Raw genomic sequence first — 18,439 nt, 5'->3', positions numbered from 1 at the left:
ACCAAGGGCTACAAGCAGGACGGCACGCTGGTCTGCGTGTTCCGCCGCAAGGTGATGGTCCCCACCGAGACGTACATCAAGGAGCGCGGCGGCGAACAGCCCGGCCGCCCGGGACGCAACTCGAACTGACCCACCCTCACTCACCGGAAAGCAGGCCGTCATGGGAACCCTCGAAGGAAAGGTCGCCCTCGTGTCCGGATCGGGCCGGGGCATCGGGCGGGAGATCGCGCTCAAGTTCGCCGCCGAAGGGGCGAGGGTCGTGGTCAACGACCTGGACGCGGCGCCGGCCGACGAGACCGCCGCGGACATCAAGGCGCTCGGCGGCGACGCCGTGGTCTGCGTCGGGTCGGTGACCGCCGCTGATTTCGCTGAGCGCTTCGTGACCACCGCCGTCGACTCCCTCGGCGGACTCGACATCATCGTGAACAACGCGGGCTACACCTGGGACAACGTCATCCAGAAGCTCACTGACGAGCAGTGGGACGCCATCCTCGACGTGCACCTCAAGGCGCCGTTCCGCATCCTGCGCGCCGCCCAGCCCTACATCAGGGCCAACCCGACCGAGTACCACCGCAAGGTGGTCAACATCTCCTCTGCGTCGGGCGTCCTCGGCAACGCGGGCCAGGCCAACTACGCCTCCGCCAAGGCGGGTCTGATCGGCCTGACCAAGTCACTCGCCAAGGAGTGGGGGCGGTACAAGGTCAATGTCAACGCCGTCGCCTACGGCTGGATCCTCACCCGGATGACCGAGGCCGTGGCCGATGCGGGCGCGTTCGTCGAGATCGAGGGCCGGAAGATCAAGGCCGGGGTGAACGCCCAGTTCGCGGCCACTGCCGCCGCGCAGATTCCGCTGGGCCGGCCGGGCACTCCGCAGGAGGCCGCCGGAGCCGTCTACGCCCTGTGCCTCCCGGAGACCGACTACGTCTCCGGCCAGTGCCTCAGTGTCAACGGCGGCAAAGGCTGACCATGGCTGTCGAAATCACCGGCGTCGAGCAGTGGCAGGCCTGGCAGGACGGCGTCCTGCCAGGTGTCGAGCGGGTGGGCGAGGGCTTGTGGTCCCTGCCCGTACCCATCCCGGACAATCCCCTGCGCTATGTCCTCGTCTACGCCCTGGAGACCTGGTCAGGCCTGGTCCTGGTCGACGCCGGCTGGGACAGCAAGCAGAGCTGGCAGGCGCTCACCCGCGGCATCACCGCGACCGGGCACGACGTGGGCGACGTCACCGGGGTGCTGGTCACCCATCATCATGCCGATCACCTCGGGCTCGCGAACCGGGTCCGACAGGCGTCAGGTGCGTGGGTGGCCATGCACCGGCTCGACGCCGAGGCGGTCGGTCACATTCCGGCGGATGCCGACCGCTGGGGCCGGGAACTGGCCGGCCAGATGGCGGCACACGGTGCTCCGCCGTCCGTCGCCGACGCGGCGATCGCCGAGATGCGGCTGGAGCGGTTCACCACTCCCCCGCGGGCGGACCTCCTGCTGGAGGACGGTGAGAAGATCCGCGCGGGCGGCGGCCTCGACCTCGAGGTCGTGTGGACGCCGGGGCACACTCCCGGGCACTCCTGCTTCCACGTACCCGAGCGCCGCCTGCTGTTCTCCGGCGACCATGTGCTCCCTCGAATCACCCCCCAGATCTCCGTGCTTGGCACCGACTGGGGCAGCGATCCGCTGACCCGCTTCTTGCTGTCGCTCGACCGGCTGGGGCGTCTGGACGTGGACGAAGTGCTGCCGGCGCACGAATACCGGTTCCGCGGCCTCGGCCCCCGCCTCGACCAGATGGGACGCCACCATGCCGCTCGTCTGGCCGAGTTGCTGACCGTGCTGCGTGCCGCGCCGGGCGCGACAGGCTGGTGGCTGTGCCAGCAGCTGAGCTGGTCCAGGCCCTGGGACGGGTTCAGCCCCCAGTCGCAGCGCTTCGCGCTCGGCGAGACGCTGGCCCACCTCGTGCTGCTGCGCACACGCGGCGAAGTACGCGATGCGGGTACGGAACCGGTGCGCTGGTGGCCGACGGCCGACTAGACCTGACCGGCCGTCAGCCACCCACCGCGACCAGCGCCAACTGGCGGCCCTGGGCCACCAGTACGCCGTTCACGTCGTAGACGTCGGCCACCTCGTCGAACCAGCGGTCGTCCAGCAGCCGCCCGGCGACGCAGACCGCCAGCGGCCCGGGGCCCGGCAGCGCGCGTACGTAGGTGGACATCTGCACGGTGGGCGCCCAGCCCGGGCGGCCGATGTTCTGCACCGAGGCCGGGAGCACGTCGGCCGCGAGGAGAGCGGCGAGGGCGTCGGGGGCGCTACCGTCGGCGAAGCCGACCCAAGCCCGGATGCGTGCCTCCGCGCGGCGGCCGGCGGCCGACGGGGCCGTCTGCCCGCGCGCCGGCGAGGCCGCGGGGTCGTAGCGGATGTCGAGGCGTTCCAGCAGTCCGACCCGGCCGGGTTTGCGCGGGACCGGTACGCACTCGTCGAAGGGCGCCGGCAGCGGATCGGGGACGCCCGTCCACACAGCGCGCACCTCCGGCCGGTCCCCCAGGACGATCAGCGAGTCCAGGACCGCCTCGCCCTGCTGGTGGACGACGGCCCGCACATGGGTGACCTGCCGCCCGGACTTGAGTGTCTCGACGCGTATGACGGCCGGGCCGTCGTTCGGCGTCCGTACGAACGACCCGGTCACCGCCTGCGGATGCGCTCGCCCGGTCGCCGCGAGCGCGGCGCGGGCGGCGAGGGCCATCAGATAGCCGCCGTTCGGTTTGCCGCGGAACCCCCACTCCGGCGCGATGTGCGCGGCGAAGCACCCCTCGTCCACCTCGTCGACCGCGGTGGCCTCGGCGAAGGACCGGGGACCGCGGGTGGCGCCCATGGCTGCCGGGGAAGGCTGCATACTCGATCACTCCTCAGCATCAATTCAAAACCGTCATTCACTTACTGAAATATCGATGTCAAACTACCATGGCAGTGACTACACATCGAGCCCGCATATAGCTGAAGTAATCATTCACTTAATCGCGAGGGAAGTCCATGAGCACCCCCACCGGCGCCGGCCCCCTGACCGGGATCCGCGTCATCGAACTGGGCGGCATCGGCCCGGCCCCCTACTGCGGCATGCTCCTCGCCGACCAGGGCGCCGAGCTGATCCGCCTCGACCCGGTCGCCCAGCACGGCCGCCGCAGCCACTACCCCGTCATCCAGCGGGGCAAGAAGTCCGTGGCCGTCGACCTCAAGAGCGCTGACGGCGTCGCCGCGGTGCACCGCCTGGTGGCGACCGCCGACGCGGTCACCGAAGGCTTCCGGCCGGGCGTCGCGGAGCGTCTGGGCATCGGCCCCGACCAGCTCCTGTCGGTCAACCCTCGCTTGGTGTACGGCCGGATGACCGGCTACGGCCAGGAGGGACCGCTCGCCCAGGCCGCCGGACACGACGTCAACTACCTCGCGGCCACCGGCGTCCTGCACAACACCGGGCCCGCCGACGGCGAACCCGTCATCCCGCTCAACCTGGTGGGCGACATGGGCGGCGGGGGCATGCTGCTGGCCTTCGGCCTGACCTCGGCCCTGCTGAGTGCCCGCACCACCGGCCGCGGCCAGGTGGTGGACGCGGCCATGGTCGACGGCGTGGTCTCGCAACTGGCGGGCCTGTTCGGGCCGATTCATCGGGGCCAGTGGACGGACGGCCGGCACCCCGCCAACGCCTATGCGGGCAACGCCCCGTGGTACGCGGTCTACCGCTGTGCGGACGGCGGTCACATGGCCGTCGGGTGTGTGGAGCCGCAGTTCTGGGCCGAGACCCTGTCCGTCCTGGGTCTCGGCGAGGAACCGCTGTTCGCCCGGCAGCACGATGTCGCCGCCTGGCCCGCGATGAAGTCCCGTATGGCGGAGGTGTTCTCCGCGCGCACCCGCGCCGAGTGGGCGGCCGCCTTCGAGGGACGGGAGACCTGCGTCAGTCCTGTGCTCGGCATCGCCGAGTCGGCCCGGCATCCGCACCATGTCGCCCGCCATACGTTCGTGACCACCGCCGACGGTTCGCTCGCGCCCAACGCGGCTCCGCGCTTCCTGGGCACCCCGGCGCCGGAGCCCGGTGTCGCGGCCGTGGTCGGCGAGCACACCCGCGAGGTACTGGGCGACGCCGGCCTCACCAGGGCGGAACTGGACGCGCTGGCCGATCGGGGCGTCATCGCCTGACGCTTCCTCCCCCATGCCTGAAGCCCCCGTCCGGCCGGACGGGGGCTTCAGGCGGCACGGCGTGGGCGAGCCGTTCAGACGGCCGGCTCCGCGAAGCCCACACGTTGGGCGATGAGTTCGCGGTGGTGCACCGGGTCACCCAGCAGCACCTGCGTGCTCTTGGCCCGCTTGTAGTAGAGGTGGGTGTCGTGCTCCCAGGTGAAGGCGATGCCGCCGTGTGCCTCCACCGTCTCGACGACCGTGTTCCAGTAGGCGAGCGAGCAGTACGCCTTGGCGACACTGGCCGCCGCCCCGGCCTCGTCGGTGTCCTCGGCCACCTGCCAGACCGCGTACTGCGCGGCCGAACGGGCCAGTTCGATGTCCACGAACATGTCCGCGAGCTTGTGCTTGACCGCCTGGAACGATCCGATCACGCGGCCGAACTGGACGCGCTCCTTGGCGTGCTCCACCGCGGACTCCAGGCAGTGCTGGGCTCCGCCCATCTGCTCGCAGGCCAGCAGCGCGGCCGCGATGTCGAGTGCCTTGACCAGGCCGGGCTCGGCCCCGCCGTCCGTGCCGATCAGGCGCCCCGGAAGCGCGTCGAAGGCGAGACGAGCCTGTCGCCGGGTGGCGTCCAGTGTGGTCAGCGGGGTCCGGGACAGGCCCAGCAGATCTCCGTCCACGGCGAACAGGCTCAGCCCCGCGTCCGTCCTGGCGACGACGAGGACCAGGTCGGCGATGTGTCCGTCCAGGACGAAGTTCTTGTGTCCGGTGAGCAGGTAGCGCTCGCCCTCCCGGCGTGCGGTCATGCGCACCGCGCCCGGGTCCCAGCTCCCGCCGTCCTCGGCCAGCGCGAGCGTCGCGATGGTGTCACCCGAGGCGATGCCGGGCAGCAGATCCTTCTTGGCCGCCTCGTCGCCGCTGGTGAGCAGGACGTTGGCGGCGAGCGCCACACTGGCGAAGTAGGGCGCGGGAAGCAGTGTCCTGCCCATCTCCTCCAGTACGACGGACAGTTCGACGAGGCCGAAGCCGGCGCCGCCGTACTCCTCCGGCACGGCGAGCCCCTGCAGACCGATCTGGTCCGCCATCTGCCGCCACACCGCCGGGTCGTGGCCGAGCTCCGTCTCCATCACCCGGCGCACCTCCTCGCCGGGCACCTTGTCCCGGAGAAAACGCCTGACGGTGCTGCGAAGCTCTTCCTGCTCCTCGCTGTAGACCCACTCCACGGGGCTCTTCCTCTCGAGTGTGTGCTGTTGCCCGTCCGGGGCGGGCGCTGTCGGGCTGCCCGCCCCGGTCCGGTGCATCGGTCCTGCGGGCCGGTCAGGGAAGCAGGAACTCCGCGTCGCCCTTGAGGGCGTAACTGCCGCTCTGGCGGCGGCAGAAGAGATCCAGGACCACCCTGCGGCCCTGCTCGGTCTCCTCGACCTCGGTGACGATGGCGCTGCAGGTCAGCTCGTCGCCGGGCCAGCACTGGTCGGCGAAGCGGACCTTGAAGCTGCGCAGCGTCTCCACGCCGAGCCAGTCGGTGACGTAGGTGGCCAGGAGTCCGGCCTGCAGCATGCCCACGGAGAACACCGACGGGAAGCCGGTCTTCTTCGCGAACTCGTCGTCGTGGTGCAGCGGGTGGAAGTCACCCGAGGCGCCCTGGTACTTGACGAAGTCGGTGCGGGTCAGCGGGGGGAAGGTGAAGGGCTCCGCTTCCTGACCGACCGCCAGATAGAACTTGTCGGTGGTGACGGTGTCGCTCATGGCTCAAGCCTCTTCCTTCTTCGGCGCCTTCTCGGTCTCGACCAGGGTGCTGCGGCACTCGGCGACCAGTTCGCCCTGCTCGTCGCGGAACTCGGTGACCACGACGCCGAAGCGCATGCTGCCGCCGCGCCTGCCCGGCTTCTCGTAGGTCTCCAGGACCTTGGCCTCGCAGGTGAGCGTCTGGCCGGCGCGCGGGAGCGGGGCGTGGAAGACGTACTCCTCCTCGCCGTGCAGGATGCGCTTGAAGTCGAAGCCCAGCTTGGCAATCCCGGACTCCTTGGCGGGCTCCCACAGCGTGCGGGAACTGACCAGGAAGGTCGGCGGGATCACGGGGTTGTCGCCCTTGTGGGCCGGGTTCCGCGACTTGACGGCCCGCGAGAACTCACGGATCTTGCCGAGCTCGATCGGCATGGTGTAGCTCATGGTGCGTACTCCTAGGTGGGGCGGCGGCGCGCCGGTCAGAGGGCGACCTTCTGGCGGTTGACTTTGATGCGGGTCGGCCAGGCGTCCAGCTCGGCGGACAGTTCCTCGACGGTCCAGCGGCCCTTGCGGTCGACCTCGTGCTCGATGGACCAGCCCTGGTACAGGCCGACGTGTCCGCCCTGCACGGAGAAGACCTGGCCGGTGAACGGGCAGTCGGCGCCGGCGAGGTAGCCGACCAGCGGCGCGATGTTGGCCGGGTCGAAGGAGTCGAAGCCGCCGTTGGCCTCAGCGGCCTTGGCGATCATGTCGCCCAGGCCGGGGGTGGCAAGGACCGGGCCGGTCCCGGCGACCGGGGCGATGGCGTTGGCGCGGACGCCGAACTTCTTGAGCTCGATGGCGGCGGTGACGGCCATCATGGCGGCTCCGGCCTTGGCGGCGGAGTAGTTGAACTGCCCGGGGTTGCCGTGCAGTCCGGCGCCGGACGTCGTGTTGACGATGGAGCGGTCGGCGGCCTCGCCGGCCTTGGCCCGGCCCACCCAGTACGTGGCCGCGGCGCGGGTCAGCGCGAAGGTGCCCTTGAGATGGACCTCGAGCACCGAGTCGAACTGCTCCTCGGTCATCTTGACCAGCAGGGCGTCCCGGATGAAGCCGGCGTTGTTGACGATGGCGTGCAGGTCGCCGAAGTGTTGCACGGCGGCCTCGACCATCGCCTCGCCGACCGACAGATCGGAGACGCTGCCCTCGACCGCGACGGCCCGGCCGCCGCCGGCGGTGATGTCGTCCACGGTGTTCTGTGCGCCCTTGATGTCGTTCACCACGACCTGGGCGCCTTCGGCAGCCAGGAGCAGGGCTTCCTCGCGTCCAAGTCCGCCACCGGCGCCGGTGACGACGGCTACGCGTCCGTCAAGCTTTCCCATGATTTATCGGTTCACCTTCTGGTAGATGGCGGCGACACCGGCGCCGCCGAGTCCGAGGTTGTGCTGCAGGGCCGCACGGGCCCCGTCGACCTGGCGCCTGTCGGCCTCGCCGCGCAGCTGCCAGGTGAGTTCGGCGCACTGGGCCAGGCCGGTGGCGCCGAGCGGATGGCCCTTGGAGAGCAGGCCGCCGGAGGGGCTGACGACCCACTGCCCGCCGTAGGTCGTGGCACCCGACAGGAGCAGCTCTCCGCCCTTGCCCTCGGGGCACAGGCCGAGCGCTTCGTAGAGCAGCACCTCCGCCGGCGCGAAGCAGTCGTGCAGTTCGACGACCTGGATGTCCTCCGGTCCGATGCCCGACTCCTCGTAGACCTGTTCGGCGATCCGACGGTTCATGTGCCAGCCGACGATGCCGCGGTCGGTGCCGTCGAAGGTGTCCGGGGTGTCGGAGGTCATCGCCATCGCGGTGGCCTCGACGGCGCGGTCCCAGAGGTCGTTCTCGGCCACGAAGCGCTCGCTGGCGATGATGACCGCGGCGCCGCCGTCCGAGGTAGGGCAGCACATCATCCGGGTCAACGGTTCGTGGATCATGGGTGCGGCGAGGATCTCGTCGACCGTGCGCGGGGTCTGGAACTGCGAGCGCGGATTGTTGGCCGCGTGCGAGTAGTTCTTCTCCGAGACCTTGGCCCAGGTCTCCACGGTGGTGCCGTACTTCTCCATGTGCTCCAGTGCGGCGTTGCCGAACATCTGGGCGGCGATGGGCGTGTTGACGCGTCCGCGCTTGGTCCACATGGCCTTGATCTGCTTGCGCATGGGCGACGGCCGGTGGGCGTAGGCCATCGCGATCTCACCGGCCTGCATCTTCTCGAAGCCCATCGCCATCACGCAGTCCGCCTGGCCGTACTTGACCGCTTCCCTCGCGAGGTAGAGGGCCGAGACGCCGGAGGCGCAGTTGTTGTGGACGTTGACCATGGGGATGCCGGTCATGCCCAGTTCGTACAGGGCCCGGTTTCCGTAGCAGGAGTCGCCGTGCGCATAGCTGGCGAAGGCCCGCTGCACCTTGTCGTAGGCGATCCCCGCGTCGGCGAGTGCGGCTCCGCCGGCCTCGCGGCCCATCTCGATGTAGTCCCAGTCGCGGGATCCGGGCTTCTCGAACTTGGTCATGCCCACACCGATGACGAACGTACGTACCGTCATGTCTGTTACTCCTAAGGTGAGTTGAGGGGGCTGCGCCGATACGACGAGCGGTCAGGCCGGCCTGTCGGGGCGGGGCTCACGCGGCAGACCCAGGGCTCGTTCGGCGATGGTGTTCTTCTGGATCTCGTCGGTGCCGCCGCCGAGCCGGGCGCCCGGGAACCCGCAGATCAGCTCGGACCAGGCGTAGGTGCCCCATTCACCGGTGTCCGCGACCACGGCAGGACCGATGAGGGAGGTCGCCAGCTCACCGGCGTCCTGCAGCCAACGGGTGACCGCCAGCTTGGAGATGGACCCCTCGGGCCCGGGCACACCACCGGCCCGCAGCCGGGCGGCCGAGCGCTGCAGCAGCCACGAGCGCATACGGTTCTTGGCGTAGAGGTCGGCGAAGCCCTGTCGGATCACCGGCTCGTCGGTGCGCCCGAACTTCTGGGCGGTCAGGATCAGCCGGCCGATGATGTCCGGCCCGGCGCCTCCGCCCCCCTGGGCGGCGGAGGCGCGTTCGAAGCCGAGCGTCGTCATCATGGCGCCCCAGCCCCCGCCGACCTCGCCGATACGGGCGGAGTCGGGAACACGGACGCCGTCGAAGAAGACCTCGTTGAAGTTGGAGCCTCCGGTCATCTGACGCAGCGGACGAACCGTCACACCGGACGCGTCCATGGGGACGAGGAACGCGGTGAAGGCCTCGCGGCGCGGCGCATCCTTGCCGGTGCGGCAGATGGCGTAGCCGATGTCAGCGTGCTGGGCACCGGAGGTCCACACCTTCTGGCCGTCGATGACCCACTCGTCGCCGTCGCGGACAGCCCGGGTGGAGATGGCGCCGAGGTCGGAGCCGGCGCTGGGCTCGGAGAACATCTGGCAGCACATCAGGTCAGCGCGGCGCAGTCCGCGCAGGTACTGCCGCTTCTGCGCCTCGGTACCCAGGGCCAGGATGGTCGGCGCCTCGATCTCCAGGCTGATGGAGACGGCCTCGGAGAGCGTCGGGATGTCGTACCGCCGCTCCAGCTTGAGGAACGCCTGCTCGTAAGCGCGGGGCAGCCCGGCGCCGCCGTACTCCACCGGCCAGGCGATCGCACCGTACCCGGCGTCGAATTTCTTGCGCTGCCAGGCCCGCACCTGCTCGACGTGCGCGCGCTCCTCCTCCGGGGAGTAGTCACGGAACAGCGAAACGCGGTCCGATCCCACACCCCAGGCAAGTTCGCCGCGCTGCGGACGCGGCGCCACATTGGCCGCCAGCCACGCGCGAGCCTCATCCAGATACTCCTCCAGCGGAGGTGCCGTAACGTCTTCCATACCGAACGACTATTCACTTAACGCGGAGCACTGTCAAGGGAGGCCGTCGGCTCCGTCGCGCAAAAGCCGGTCTCATTTACGGCAATATCCGGGCATTCTCTTCACGGATCGCCACAAGCAGCCTCCCCGGGGAGCCCCAGAGGAGCCAGAAATGATCTTTCACATCAAAGGCAGCGCCCCGGTCGGCGGAAGCGGGGCGCCGGGCGCCGACTACCTCCACGCCCATAAGTGAAGCTATGTTCGGAGCAGCACCGGCACGGGACGGTGTACCGAAGCGGAACGGGATCGGCATGACGGTGAGCAGTGGCGGCACAACGGCCGACGCCCCTTCGGAACAGGCTGCGGGCGCTGCCTCCCCGCGCGCCCGGCGCCCCAAGGACCGCCGGGCCACGATCGAGCGGGTAGCCACCGAACTCTTCGCCGAACACGGCTACGCCACCACCGGGGTCGGCGACATCGCCCTCCAGGTGGGGATCACCCCCGGGGCTCTGTACCGGCACTTCAAGAACAAGGAGGCGCTGCTACAGAGCATCCTCTCGGGCTGCCTCGGCTCCTTCCTCGACGCTCTCGAACCGCTCCCCGAGGCCGAGCCGTACGAGCAGCTGGAGCACGCCGTCCGCAGCACGGTGCGCCTCGCCCACTCACACGCCGCCCAGGTCACCACCTACCTTCAGGCGGCACGTTCCCTTCCCGAGGCGGCCAGGGAGGAGCTCCACGCCGGCGAGCAGAAGCTCGCCGACGAGTGGAAGAAGCTCATCCGGACGGCCAATCCGACGCTCACCCCGGCCGACGCCGCCGCCCGACGCCGGGCGCTCAACGGCGTGCTCGGCCTGCTGGCCCGCCAGCCCGAGGCACTGGTGAAGCGGCGCCTCGAGTCGCTGTTCACACAGTCGACCCTCTCCATGCTGCTCGCCCCGGCACCTGTCGCCACGCGCACCACGACGAAGAAGGCGCGCCGCACCTGGTCGCCCCCGCGGTCGCGGCGACAGCAGATCCGTGACACCGGAGCCGCACTCATCCGGCAGCACGGTTACCACGGTGTGGGGATCGACCAGATCGGAAAGGCGGCCGGGCTGTCCGGGCCGACGGTCTACTCGACCTACGACAGCAAGTCCGACATCCTCGTCGACGCCTCCGACCACGCCATCGCCAAGGTGGAACTCGCCCTGGAGGACGCACTCGAAGCGGCCACCTCCGCCGACGAGGCCATCAGCCTGATCGCCCGCTCCTACACTGCCACCGTGTACGCCAACGCGGACATCGTCGCCATCGCGACCCGTGAGGACGGCTCCCTCCCGCAGGCCGACCGGCTGCGCAACCACCGGCGTCGCACGGACTTCCGCCAGGTCTGCGCGGCCGTGTTGATGCAGGTGCGGACCGACCTGGCCGAAGCGGAGGCGATGGCGCTGGTCGCCGCTGGGACGAGCGCCATCCAAGAGGTCTCCCTGCTGCACAGGAACCGCCCGTCGGAGGCCGCGGCCGTCGCGCTCGTCGAGCACTTCGTGCGCGCAGACTTGCCCACGGAGGCGTGAGGCCACTCTTCCGCTCCACCCTCCGATCCGGTGTCCCGATCCGGTCTTTACTTGGCGCGGTGGTCTCGCAGACAATCACCAGGGCAGGCACTGAAGCGCGGCCATGTCGCGGGCGCATGGTTCATCACTTGTGGACGTGCACCGGGAGAGGGCCGACGGGGATCGAATGGCGCACCAGCAAGCGAACCGGAACGGCGCCAAGCGGCGCCCCAGGGACCGTCGGGCCGTCATCGAGGCGGCAGCGGCCGGCCTCTTCGCCACGCGAGGCTTCTCGGGAGCGTCCATCAGTGACATCGCCTCGCAGGTGGGCGTCACGCCGGGCGCCATCTACCGCCACTTCCCGAGCAAGGATGCTCTGCTGCGTACGATCCTGCTCGACTGTCTCGACCAGGTCAGCCGCTGCGCCGAGGCGATACCCGCGCCGATGCCGCCCGCCGAAAGGCTGCGCGTCATGGTCCGGCGCACCATGGACCTTGCCCTCGGCAGACCGGCCTGGCTCACCACCTATCTGACCGAGCGTCACCGGCTCACCGCAGCCGACCGCGATCAACTGCGCGCCGCCGCACGCCGGATCGCCACCAGCTGGTCCACGGCGATCCTCGCCTGCAACCCGTGGCTGAGCCACTCCGAGACGCTCCAGCGCCAGCGTTCTGTGAACGGTGTGCTGATGATGCTGGCACGACGGAACCCCGGCTCGCACGGGCCCCGTACCGCCCGTCTTGTCGAGGACGCGGTCATGCGACTGCTCCTGGCCGCGCCGTACCGAGGTGGGCAACTGCCGGACCCGCGCCTCCCGTCCCCGCCCTGGCGGCCACCCCATTCGCGGCGCCGGCAGATCCGCGACGCCGCCTTGACGCTGTTCCGTGCGCAGGGCTACAGCGGCGTCGGCATCGACGAGATCGGCCGAGCGGCGGGAATCGCAGGACCGACCGTGTACGGCAGCTACGCGAGCAAGGCAGAGATCCTCGCGGACGCGTGCGACTTCGCCGTCTCCCGGCTGGAGGTTGCCGTCGACAAGGCCATGGAGGAAGCGGAGAGCGCGCCCCACGCACTGCGCCTCCTCGTGCAGGCGTACGCGCAAGTGGCCTTCGCGACACCGGACATCACCACCGACTATGCGCGCGACGCCCACGCGCTCCCGCCGACCGACCGGGCCCGCGTCGCCCGCCGCCTCTCCGACATCCGCCTCGTCTCCGCGGAGATCCTGTGTCAGGTGTGTCCCGGCCTTGAAGTCGCCGAAGCCCACTGCTTGTTCGCGGCGGCCGGTTCCGCCGCCCGGGAAGCCGCTCTCGGCAAGGACGGCACCCAGATGCCCCCCGCGGCCACACCTGAGCTGCTGCTCGAGTTCCTGCTCCCCCGCGCCGGTGCGTCGACATGTCGTCCGCCCGCGTCCTGATGGACCGCCTCTCCACCGTGCCGATCACCAGGTACCCGCCAGGCAGGTCGGGGTGCAGGCGTACCCGCCGAGGATTTGGATCTCCAACTCGGCGGCGCGCGGACGACGGAGCCTGCGGACGGTGACAGTCCGGCGCAGGGCGCTGGGTCGAGCCTGCGCGGCGCTCGTTTCCGACTCTGCCGGGCTCTTGAGGGGCAGCGTTGGTGAAACGGGCTCGCGCTCGTGGCCGCGCCGCTACTTTGTGCCAATGGACGACGGTTGGGCACAAGACGCAGCGGATGCACGGCAGTTGCCGTACGCCGCCGCCTTGTCGCCCGACAAGGCGTTGGCGGAGTCTTCGACCGATTCCCAGCCCTCCACTCGACCGACTGGTGAGGAACTACTTCACGCAGAACTTCCACATCACTATGGTCGGCGTCTTCGACTACGCGCCGTTCGCCGCGGCGCTCCACCCGATCGGGTTCGGTCAGATCATGTTCTCCGTCGACTACTCCTACAGCAACAACGGCGGCGCCTCGAGGAGTCGAGGCGCCGCCGCAGGTCAGTCGACGGGCGCGAGGCGGACCCAAGGGCGTAGGCGTTCCAGATCTCCCGCGAGGGCCAACAGCCGCTCCTCACTTCCGGAGGGGGCGACCAACTGGACGGCATACGGCGAGCGGTCCGCCCGCTCCGAGGAACCGAAGGGCACGGCCGCAGCCGGCCAGCCCGCGAGGTTCCAGGGCGGAGTGAAGGGGCTGAACCGGGTGTTGGCGAGCAGGTTGGACGTCCAGCCCCGGCGGTGCCGGTCCTTCGCCGAGGGCGCGGGGCGGGCGAGGGCCGGGGTGAGCAGCGCGTCGTGGCGCTCGAAGAACGGGAGCATGCGGTCGCGCAGTTGTGACCGGTGGTCAGTGTCGGGCAGCGGGCTACGTTGCACCAGGCGGCCGATGGCGGCGTGACGACGGGTGCGTGGTGCGAGCTGTCTGGGGTCGAGATGGGCAGCGTCGTTGGCCGTGCCGGCGGTCCAGCGTGCGGTCGCGGCGATACCCAGCCACCAGGGGTAGGGCGGGTCCGCGGCCTCGACATGGTGGCCTGCCTGGGTGAGCAACCGGGCGGCTTCGCGCGCGCCCCGGGCCCACCCACGGCTGACGGTGACACCAGGGATGGGGCTGCGTGTGGAGACGGCTATGCGCAGTGGCCCGCTCGCCGAAGGCTCGTGGGACGGCTCTTCCACACCAGCAAGCACCTGGTACATCAGCCAGGCGTCAGCGACGGTGGTAGCGATGGGGCCGTTCTCCGCCATGCCGTACCACCCGTTGGTGCCCAGCTCACACGGCACCGTCCCCGCGCCCGGCTTGAGACCCACCAGTCCGCAGCACGCGCAGGGGATCCGGATGGAACCCATCCCGTCAGCTCCGAGCGCGATCGGTGCCAGCCCTGCGGCGACCGCCGCAGCGCTGCCGCCGGAGGAGCCACCGGAACTGCGAGTCGGCTCCCAGGGGTTACGGGTGACACCGTGGGCGCCGTCTGTCGTACCGAAGACGCACAGTTCGGGAACATGGGTGAGTCCGATGACGATGGCCCCGGCGGCACGCAGGCGGCGGACGGTCTCGTGGTCGGCGGCTGCGAGTGCGGTCGGCGAGGCCGCACTGCCGTTACGAGTGGCCTGTCCAGCGACCGGGACGTTGTCCTTGATCGCAACGGGCACACCCGCGAGCGGCAGGTCTGTGCGGTCCTTAGCGTCGGCGAGTGCATCGGCGGCGGCCAGCGCCTCCTTGGCCAGTACGGCCCGGAAGGCGCCGAAGCGTTCGTCTATCCGCCCGATGCGTTCCAGGTGTTCCGCAACAACCTCACGAGGCGTCACCTCGTTGCGCCGCACGGCATCGGCGACCTCGACGGCGGTGCGGCCGGTCCATCCCGTCACACGTACTCCCCAGTAGTTTGCGGATGTGGCGGAGATCGTAGGCCGCAAGCCTGCGGGGCGGAAGAGCGGACCGTGGCCGGACCGGCCAACCCAGAAGACCTTCCTGGACGTAGAGCTTGGTCCGCTGGTAGGTGCCGGTGAACCCGTACTCGCCGCCAGCCACCTCGGCCTGGCCACCACCGAGGTACCTCTCGCCTCCTGGCCCGCCGTTCCGGATGGCTGGCCACGCCTGGTCCGTCCGACCCTTCACAAGGTGATCGGCTTGTGCTCTGCCCTCATGCTCGCCACCGTCGCCCTCGATCTCTCAAACCGCCTCGTCAGGCCTGACCGAAATGCATGAGCGCGGCCGCCCCACGCCACTCCGGCAGGGGCGGCCTTTGTCGTACGTCCACCGTGAATTGCCTACGCTCATCAACGACGAACGACGAGGACAAGACGGCGACGACCAGCAGCTCTGGGAACATCCGGAGGTCGCCGCTCACCTGGGTACCAGTGCCAGAACTGCCCCCACATCCGCAAGAGTCGAGGCGTTCTTCCAAAACCCGACGACACCAGGCTGGCGGACCGGCCACGTGAAAACCCGCAACCTTTCAGGACTGGAAGCCACGCCGGTCGGGGGTTTCGCAGCGGCCTGCACGGCAACGCCCGTCAGAAGATCGATCCGTCCGGCTGACCGGCGGCCGGCCACGCAGAACGACGGGGAGGTGCCGGGGGCGCGCCCATGGCCGCCATCGCGCCAGTGCGAGCCACGCAACGCGAATATTGCTGCACGCCGAGCCGGTTCCGCCTAAGCCCCGCATCTCGGAGAGAACGGATCCCCCGGGCCCGTGCCACCTCCTTCCGGAAGGAGGACGAAGCCGGTGCAGGACCAGGCAACATCCAGACTGCTGCTGTCGCCGTCTCCGGGGAACAGGATCAAACCCACGCCGCCCTCCCCGCTCGCCAAACAGTCAAGATCGACTAGAACGGACGATGGAGCCGAACAAAGTGCCGAGTCAGGACGCCCCGGTCAGACTTGGATGTACGACCGGCACTGGACCCAGCGTGAGAACGGTCGGGTGATCATGAACGAGTCGACAGACAGCAGCCGCCGCAGGAACGGCGCCGTGGAGGGCGGGACGCGCGCGGCGTCATTCGTGGTCGACGACGAGGGCATCGTGATCGCGTGGAGTCCGGCCGCCGAGGAGCTGCTGGGCTATCCCGCGCAGCAGGTCCTTGGCCGGGCGGCCACGCACCTGGTCACCGATGGTGCGCCGAGCCTTGACCCCCAGATGCACTCGGTTTGCCCGGCATCCGCGGTTGATCAGGCCCGCGGTCTCCGCATCCTCCGGATTCGGCGGATCCCAACCACAGGAATGCCCACACCCCAGTGGACCGTCGTCCGCGCCGGAGGCCCGGGCGACGTCCCTACATCGGGGGTGGCTGTGTCGCGCGAACGCTCCACCGGGGTAGCGCGCGGGCGGGATCACGTGCTTGCTGGGGGTGAGCTACGTGCGATGTGGGAGTCCAAGGAGTGGAGAGGTAATGCGGTCTCGGTTCAAGCTGCCCGAACTGGCCACTGCCGTCGTTGTCGTCATCGCCCTCCTGGTCGGTGGGTGTTCCGGCGGGCAGCCGCCGGAGCGGGAACCGGCGCAGGCGCAGACGGCGGCTGTTCCCCTGCAGTCGCCGATGGTTGCGCAGGGCGCGCCGCTGAAGGAGCCGGCGCAGATGGTGAGCCGCAACGGGGTCCTGCGGGGGGAACTCGTCGTTGAGAGGCGAAAGGTCGAGGTGGGCGGCCGCAAGCTGTGGGCCCTCACCTACAACGGCAGTTACATGCCTCCCACGCTGCGCATCCGGCCGGGGGACAAGGTGGACCTGTCCATGAAGAACTCGCTGAACGAGTTCACCAATCTGCATGTTCATGGACTTCATGTGTCGCCGAGCGGCAACTCCGACAACATCTTCGTCCATATCAATCCCGGCCAGACGTTTCACTACGCTTACCGGTTTCCGAACACCCTGCGGCCCGGCACCTACTGGTACCACTCACATGCACACTCGATCTCGGCATCGCAGGTCGCCGGGGGCATGTCGGGCGTCCTGATCGTCGACGGGCTGCAGGAGTATCTGCCGGCGAAGTTGCGCCACATCACCGAGCACGTCATCGGGCTCAAGGACTTCCAGGTCCAGGGTGATGCGGTCAGGACCCAGAACCTGCACATCGGCGCGTCCACCAATCGCACCGTCAACGGTCAGCTGAACCCGACCATCCGCATCCGGCCGGGTGAGACCCAGCTGTGGCGGCTGGCCAACATCAGCGCCAACATCTACTACAAGATCCGCCTGCAGGGTCAGCGGTTCCATGTGATCGCCCACGACGGCACCCCCGTCGACCAGATCTGGACGGCCGACTCGCTCCTACTCGCGGCAGGAGCGCGCTTCGACGTGCTTGTACAGGGCGGTCCGACCGGCCGTACCCAGCTGCAGACGCTCGCGTACAACACCGGGCCGGCCGGCAACAAGTTCCCGCAGGCGACCCTGGCAACCCTGGTCTCCGAAGGACCTTCCGCGCACCCGGCGGCCCTGCCCACCTCAGCCTTCGCGCCGGTCGCGGACCTGAGCCACTCGGCGATCGCCGCCCGGCGCACCCTCGTGTTCTCCGAGAACAAGGACGGCAGCAAGTTCTACATCAACGGCAAGCAGTTCGATCCGAACCGGGTGGACGTCCGGTCCAAGCTGAACACGGTCGAGGAGTGGACCGTGCGCAACGACAGCAACGAGGAACACTCGTTCCACGTGCACGTCAACAAATTCCAGTTGATGAGCATCAACGGTCGACCGCACCACGGCCACGGCTTGCAGGACACGGCGAGCGTGCCTGCCAAGGGGAAGCTCATCCTCCGGACCCGCTTCAAGAACTACACCGGCAAGACCGTGCTTCACTGCCACATCCTCAACCATGAGGACGCGGGCATGATGGCGGTGCTGGAGATCGTCAAGTAACGTGCCGACGCCCGTAGAGCCGGGGCCCAAGCGGTCAGCATCGGCGCCGACGTCGGAGCGGCGAGATCGCCGTGCCGACGGCCCTGTGTGTGCCGATAATTACGTCGGAGCAGGTCACCGCAGTCATGGCGTCGATCGCACGGCGCGCAGGATGGTCACTCGTGCTGCTCCGTCTCACCTACCTGACCGCTGCTCACCTCTTCGCCGCCCTGCGCCTGCTGCGCACGAGTGACCACTCCAAGGTCGCCGAAATCCTCGCCCTACGCCACCAACTCGCTGTTCTCGAGCGCCAACTCGGCTCGTCGAAAGTGAAGTTCAGCCCCTCAGACCGGGTCGTCCTCGCCGCGCTCCTGGCCCCGCTGCCCCGTGCGGTGCTGCGCCGCCTGCGGCTACTCGTCCGTCCCGACACCATCTTGCGATGGCATCGCGACCGCTGTTCCCTTGTTCGAGCCGGTTGCAGTAGTGCAGCCGAATCGCATCGGCAGCATGAAGTGTGTCGCGAGCTGCCCTGATGGTCTCCGGGTGGGCGAACACCTCCAGCTTGTTCAAGAGGCGCATCATGCCTTCCTGGTGGCTGCCCGCAGGGAACTTGGGCTCAAGCCCCCGCCGCCGTTCGGCTTCGCTGCGCCTCGTGAAGATCCGAGTCGGCTCGCGGCTCTGCGATCTCGCATTCCGTGGGCTCGGGCCAGCAATGGCCGCTCCGGATCAGGTGCGGGACGACCCGTACCTCTTGATGGTCGAGTAGCCGGTTGCCGGCTGTGGTCGCCGGGGCAGTTGCCCTTGCCGATAACCTCATCCGCCCTGGTGGAAGTAGCTGTGCCACGACGCGTGGGATGTCGGCCGCGTCGCCCGGCCCGGCGCTCTGGCAGGGCCGAAGATCACTGCGCCATGATGATCGGCTGTG

The 18,439-nt window shown here is 69.4% G+C and carries 15 protein-coding genes and 2 pseudogenes; 9 read left to right on the top strand and 8 right to left on the bottom strand.

Annotated elements, in window-relative coordinates; all coding sequences use genetic code 11:
* The 3 genes and pseudogenes from AC07EJ_RS45430 to AC07EJ_RS45420 all read left to right on the top strand — a co-directional run.
* Window positions 1-129: pseudogene (locus AC07EJ_RS45430) on the top strand (MaoC family dehydratase); the annotation flags it as partial.
* 31 nt (window positions 130-160) lie between these two features.
* On the top strand, window positions 161-964 hold the full coding sequence (locus AC07EJ_RS45425; protein WP_478886489.1) for an SDR family NAD(P)-dependent oxidoreductase: 804 nt from the start codon (window positions 161-163) through the stop codon (window positions 962-964).
* Window positions 965-966: 2 nt separating this feature from the next.
* Window positions 967-2,019 carry an MBL fold metallo-hydrolase gene (locus tag AC07EJ_RS45420; protein WP_478886488.1) on the top strand — a complete coding sequence of 351 codons (1,053 nt, stop codon included), beginning with the start codon at window positions 967-969 and terminating at the stop codon, window positions 2,017-2,019.
* 13 nt (window positions 2,020-2,032) lie between these two features.
* On the opposite strand, the gene AC07EJ_RS45415 is transcribed toward AC07EJ_RS45420, so the two are convergent.
* Window positions 2,033-2,878: a thioesterase family protein gene (locus tag AC07EJ_RS45415; RefSeq protein WP_478886487.1), complete on the bottom strand. Its 846-nt coding sequence runs from the start codon at window positions 2,876-2,878 to the stop codon at window positions 2,033-2,035.
* Between the two features lie 137 nt (window positions 2,879-3,015).
* On the opposite strand from AC07EJ_RS45415, the gene AC07EJ_RS45410 reads away from it, so the two are divergent.
* Entirely contained in the window at window positions 3,016-4,173 is a 1,158-nt protein-coding gene (locus AC07EJ_RS45410; RefSeq protein WP_478886486.1) for a CaiB/BaiF CoA transferase family protein, read from the top strand.
* A gap of 74 nt (window positions 4,174-4,247) precedes the next feature.
* Here the strand turns inward: AC07EJ_RS45410 and AC07EJ_RS45405 are convergent, their stop codons facing one another.
* From AC07EJ_RS45405 to AC07EJ_RS45380, 6 genes are all read right to left on the bottom strand, one after another.
* Window positions 4,248-5,378: an acyl-CoA dehydrogenase family protein gene (locus tag AC07EJ_RS45405; RefSeq protein ID WP_478886485.1), complete on the bottom strand. Its 1,131-nt coding sequence runs from the start codon at window positions 5,376-5,378 to the stop codon at window positions 4,248-4,250.
* A 94-nt stretch (window positions 5,379-5,472) separates the two neighbouring features.
* Window positions 5,473-5,901, bottom strand: a complete 429-nt coding sequence (locus tag AC07EJ_RS45400; protein ID WP_478886484.1) for a MaoC/PaaZ C-terminal domain-containing protein — start codon at window positions 5,899-5,901, stop codon at window positions 5,473-5,475.
* Window positions 5,902-5,904: 3 nt separating this feature from the next.
* The gene (locus AC07EJ_RS45395; RefSeq protein ID WP_393587781.1) at window positions 5,905-6,363 is read right to left on the bottom strand and encodes an FAS1-like dehydratase domain-containing protein; all 459 of its coding nucleotides are present in this window, start codon (window positions 6,361-6,363) and stop codon (window positions 5,905-5,907) included.
* On the bottom strand, window positions 6,360-7,241 hold the full coding sequence (locus tag AC07EJ_RS45390) for an SDR family NAD(P)-dependent oxidoreductase (RefSeq protein WP_478886483.1): 882 nt from the start codon (window positions 7,239-7,241) through the stop codon (window positions 6,360-6,362). The genes AC07EJ_RS45395 and AC07EJ_RS45390 overlap by 4 nt, the downstream gene beginning before the upstream one ends.
* Window positions 7,242-7,244: 3 nt before the next feature.
* Window positions 7,245-8,435 (bottom strand): thiolase C-terminal domain-containing protein, encoded by a 1,191-nt coding sequence (locus tag AC07EJ_RS45385; RefSeq protein ID WP_393587764.1) that lies wholly within the window; start codon window positions 8,433-8,435, stop codon window positions 7,245-7,247.
* 51 nt (window positions 8,436-8,486) lie between these two features.
* The gene (locus AC07EJ_RS45380; RefSeq protein WP_393587762.1) at window positions 8,487-9,725 is read right to left on the bottom strand and encodes an acyl-CoA dehydrogenase family protein; all 1,239 of its coding nucleotides are present in this window, start codon (window positions 9,723-9,725) and stop codon (window positions 8,487-8,489) included.
* A 290-nt stretch (window positions 9,726-10,015) separates the two neighbouring features.
* On the opposite strand from AC07EJ_RS45380, the gene AC07EJ_RS45375 reads away from it, so the two are divergent.
* Both AC07EJ_RS45375 and AC07EJ_RS45370 read left to right on the top strand, forming a co-directional pair.
* On the top strand, window positions 10,016-11,257 hold the full coding sequence (locus AC07EJ_RS45375) for a TetR/AcrR family transcriptional regulator (RefSeq protein WP_478886482.1): 1,242 nt from the start codon (window positions 10,016-10,018) through the stop codon (window positions 11,255-11,257).
* Window positions 11,258-11,423: 166 nt separating this feature from the next.
* Window positions 11,424-12,653 (top strand): TetR/AcrR family transcriptional regulator, encoded by a 1,230-nt coding sequence (locus AC07EJ_RS45370; protein ID WP_478886481.1) that lies wholly within the window; start codon window positions 11,424-11,426, stop codon window positions 12,651-12,653.
* Window positions 12,654-13,194: 541 nt separating this feature from the next.
* On the opposite strand, the gene AC07EJ_RS45365 is transcribed toward AC07EJ_RS45370, so the two are convergent.
* Window positions 13,195-14,553 carry an amidase gene (locus AC07EJ_RS45365; RefSeq protein ID WP_478886480.1) on the bottom strand — a complete coding sequence of 453 codons (1,359 nt, stop codon included), beginning with the start codon at window positions 14,551-14,553 and terminating at the stop codon, window positions 13,195-13,197.
* A 1,019-nt stretch (window positions 14,554-15,572) separates the two neighbouring features.
* On the opposite strand from AC07EJ_RS45365, the pseudogene AC07EJ_RS45360 reads away from it, so the two are divergent.
* The 3 genes and pseudogenes from AC07EJ_RS45360 to AC07EJ_RS45350 all read left to right on the top strand — a co-directional run.
* A pseudogene (locus AC07EJ_RS45360) lies at window positions 15,573-15,749 on the top strand (hypothetical protein); the annotation flags it as partial.
* 286 nt (window positions 15,750-16,035) lie between these two features.
* Window positions 16,036-17,535: a multicopper oxidase family protein gene (locus tag AC07EJ_RS45355; RefSeq protein WP_478886490.1), complete on the top strand. Its 1,500-nt coding sequence runs from the start codon at window positions 16,036-16,038 to the stop codon at window positions 17,533-17,535.
* A 125-nt stretch (window positions 17,536-17,660) separates the two neighbouring features.
* The gene (locus tag AC07EJ_RS45350; RefSeq protein WP_478886479.1) at window positions 17,661-18,047 is read left to right on the top strand and encodes a hypothetical protein; all 387 of its coding nucleotides are present in this window, start codon (window positions 17,661-17,663) and stop codon (window positions 18,045-18,047) included.
* Window positions 18,048-18,439 lie beyond the last annotated feature (392 nt).

The organism is Streptomyces sp. NPDC045026 (assembly GCF_056432625.1).
The sequence above is the reverse complement of the archived record's forward strand: the minus strand, read 5'-3'. Positions and strand labels throughout refer to the sequence as shown.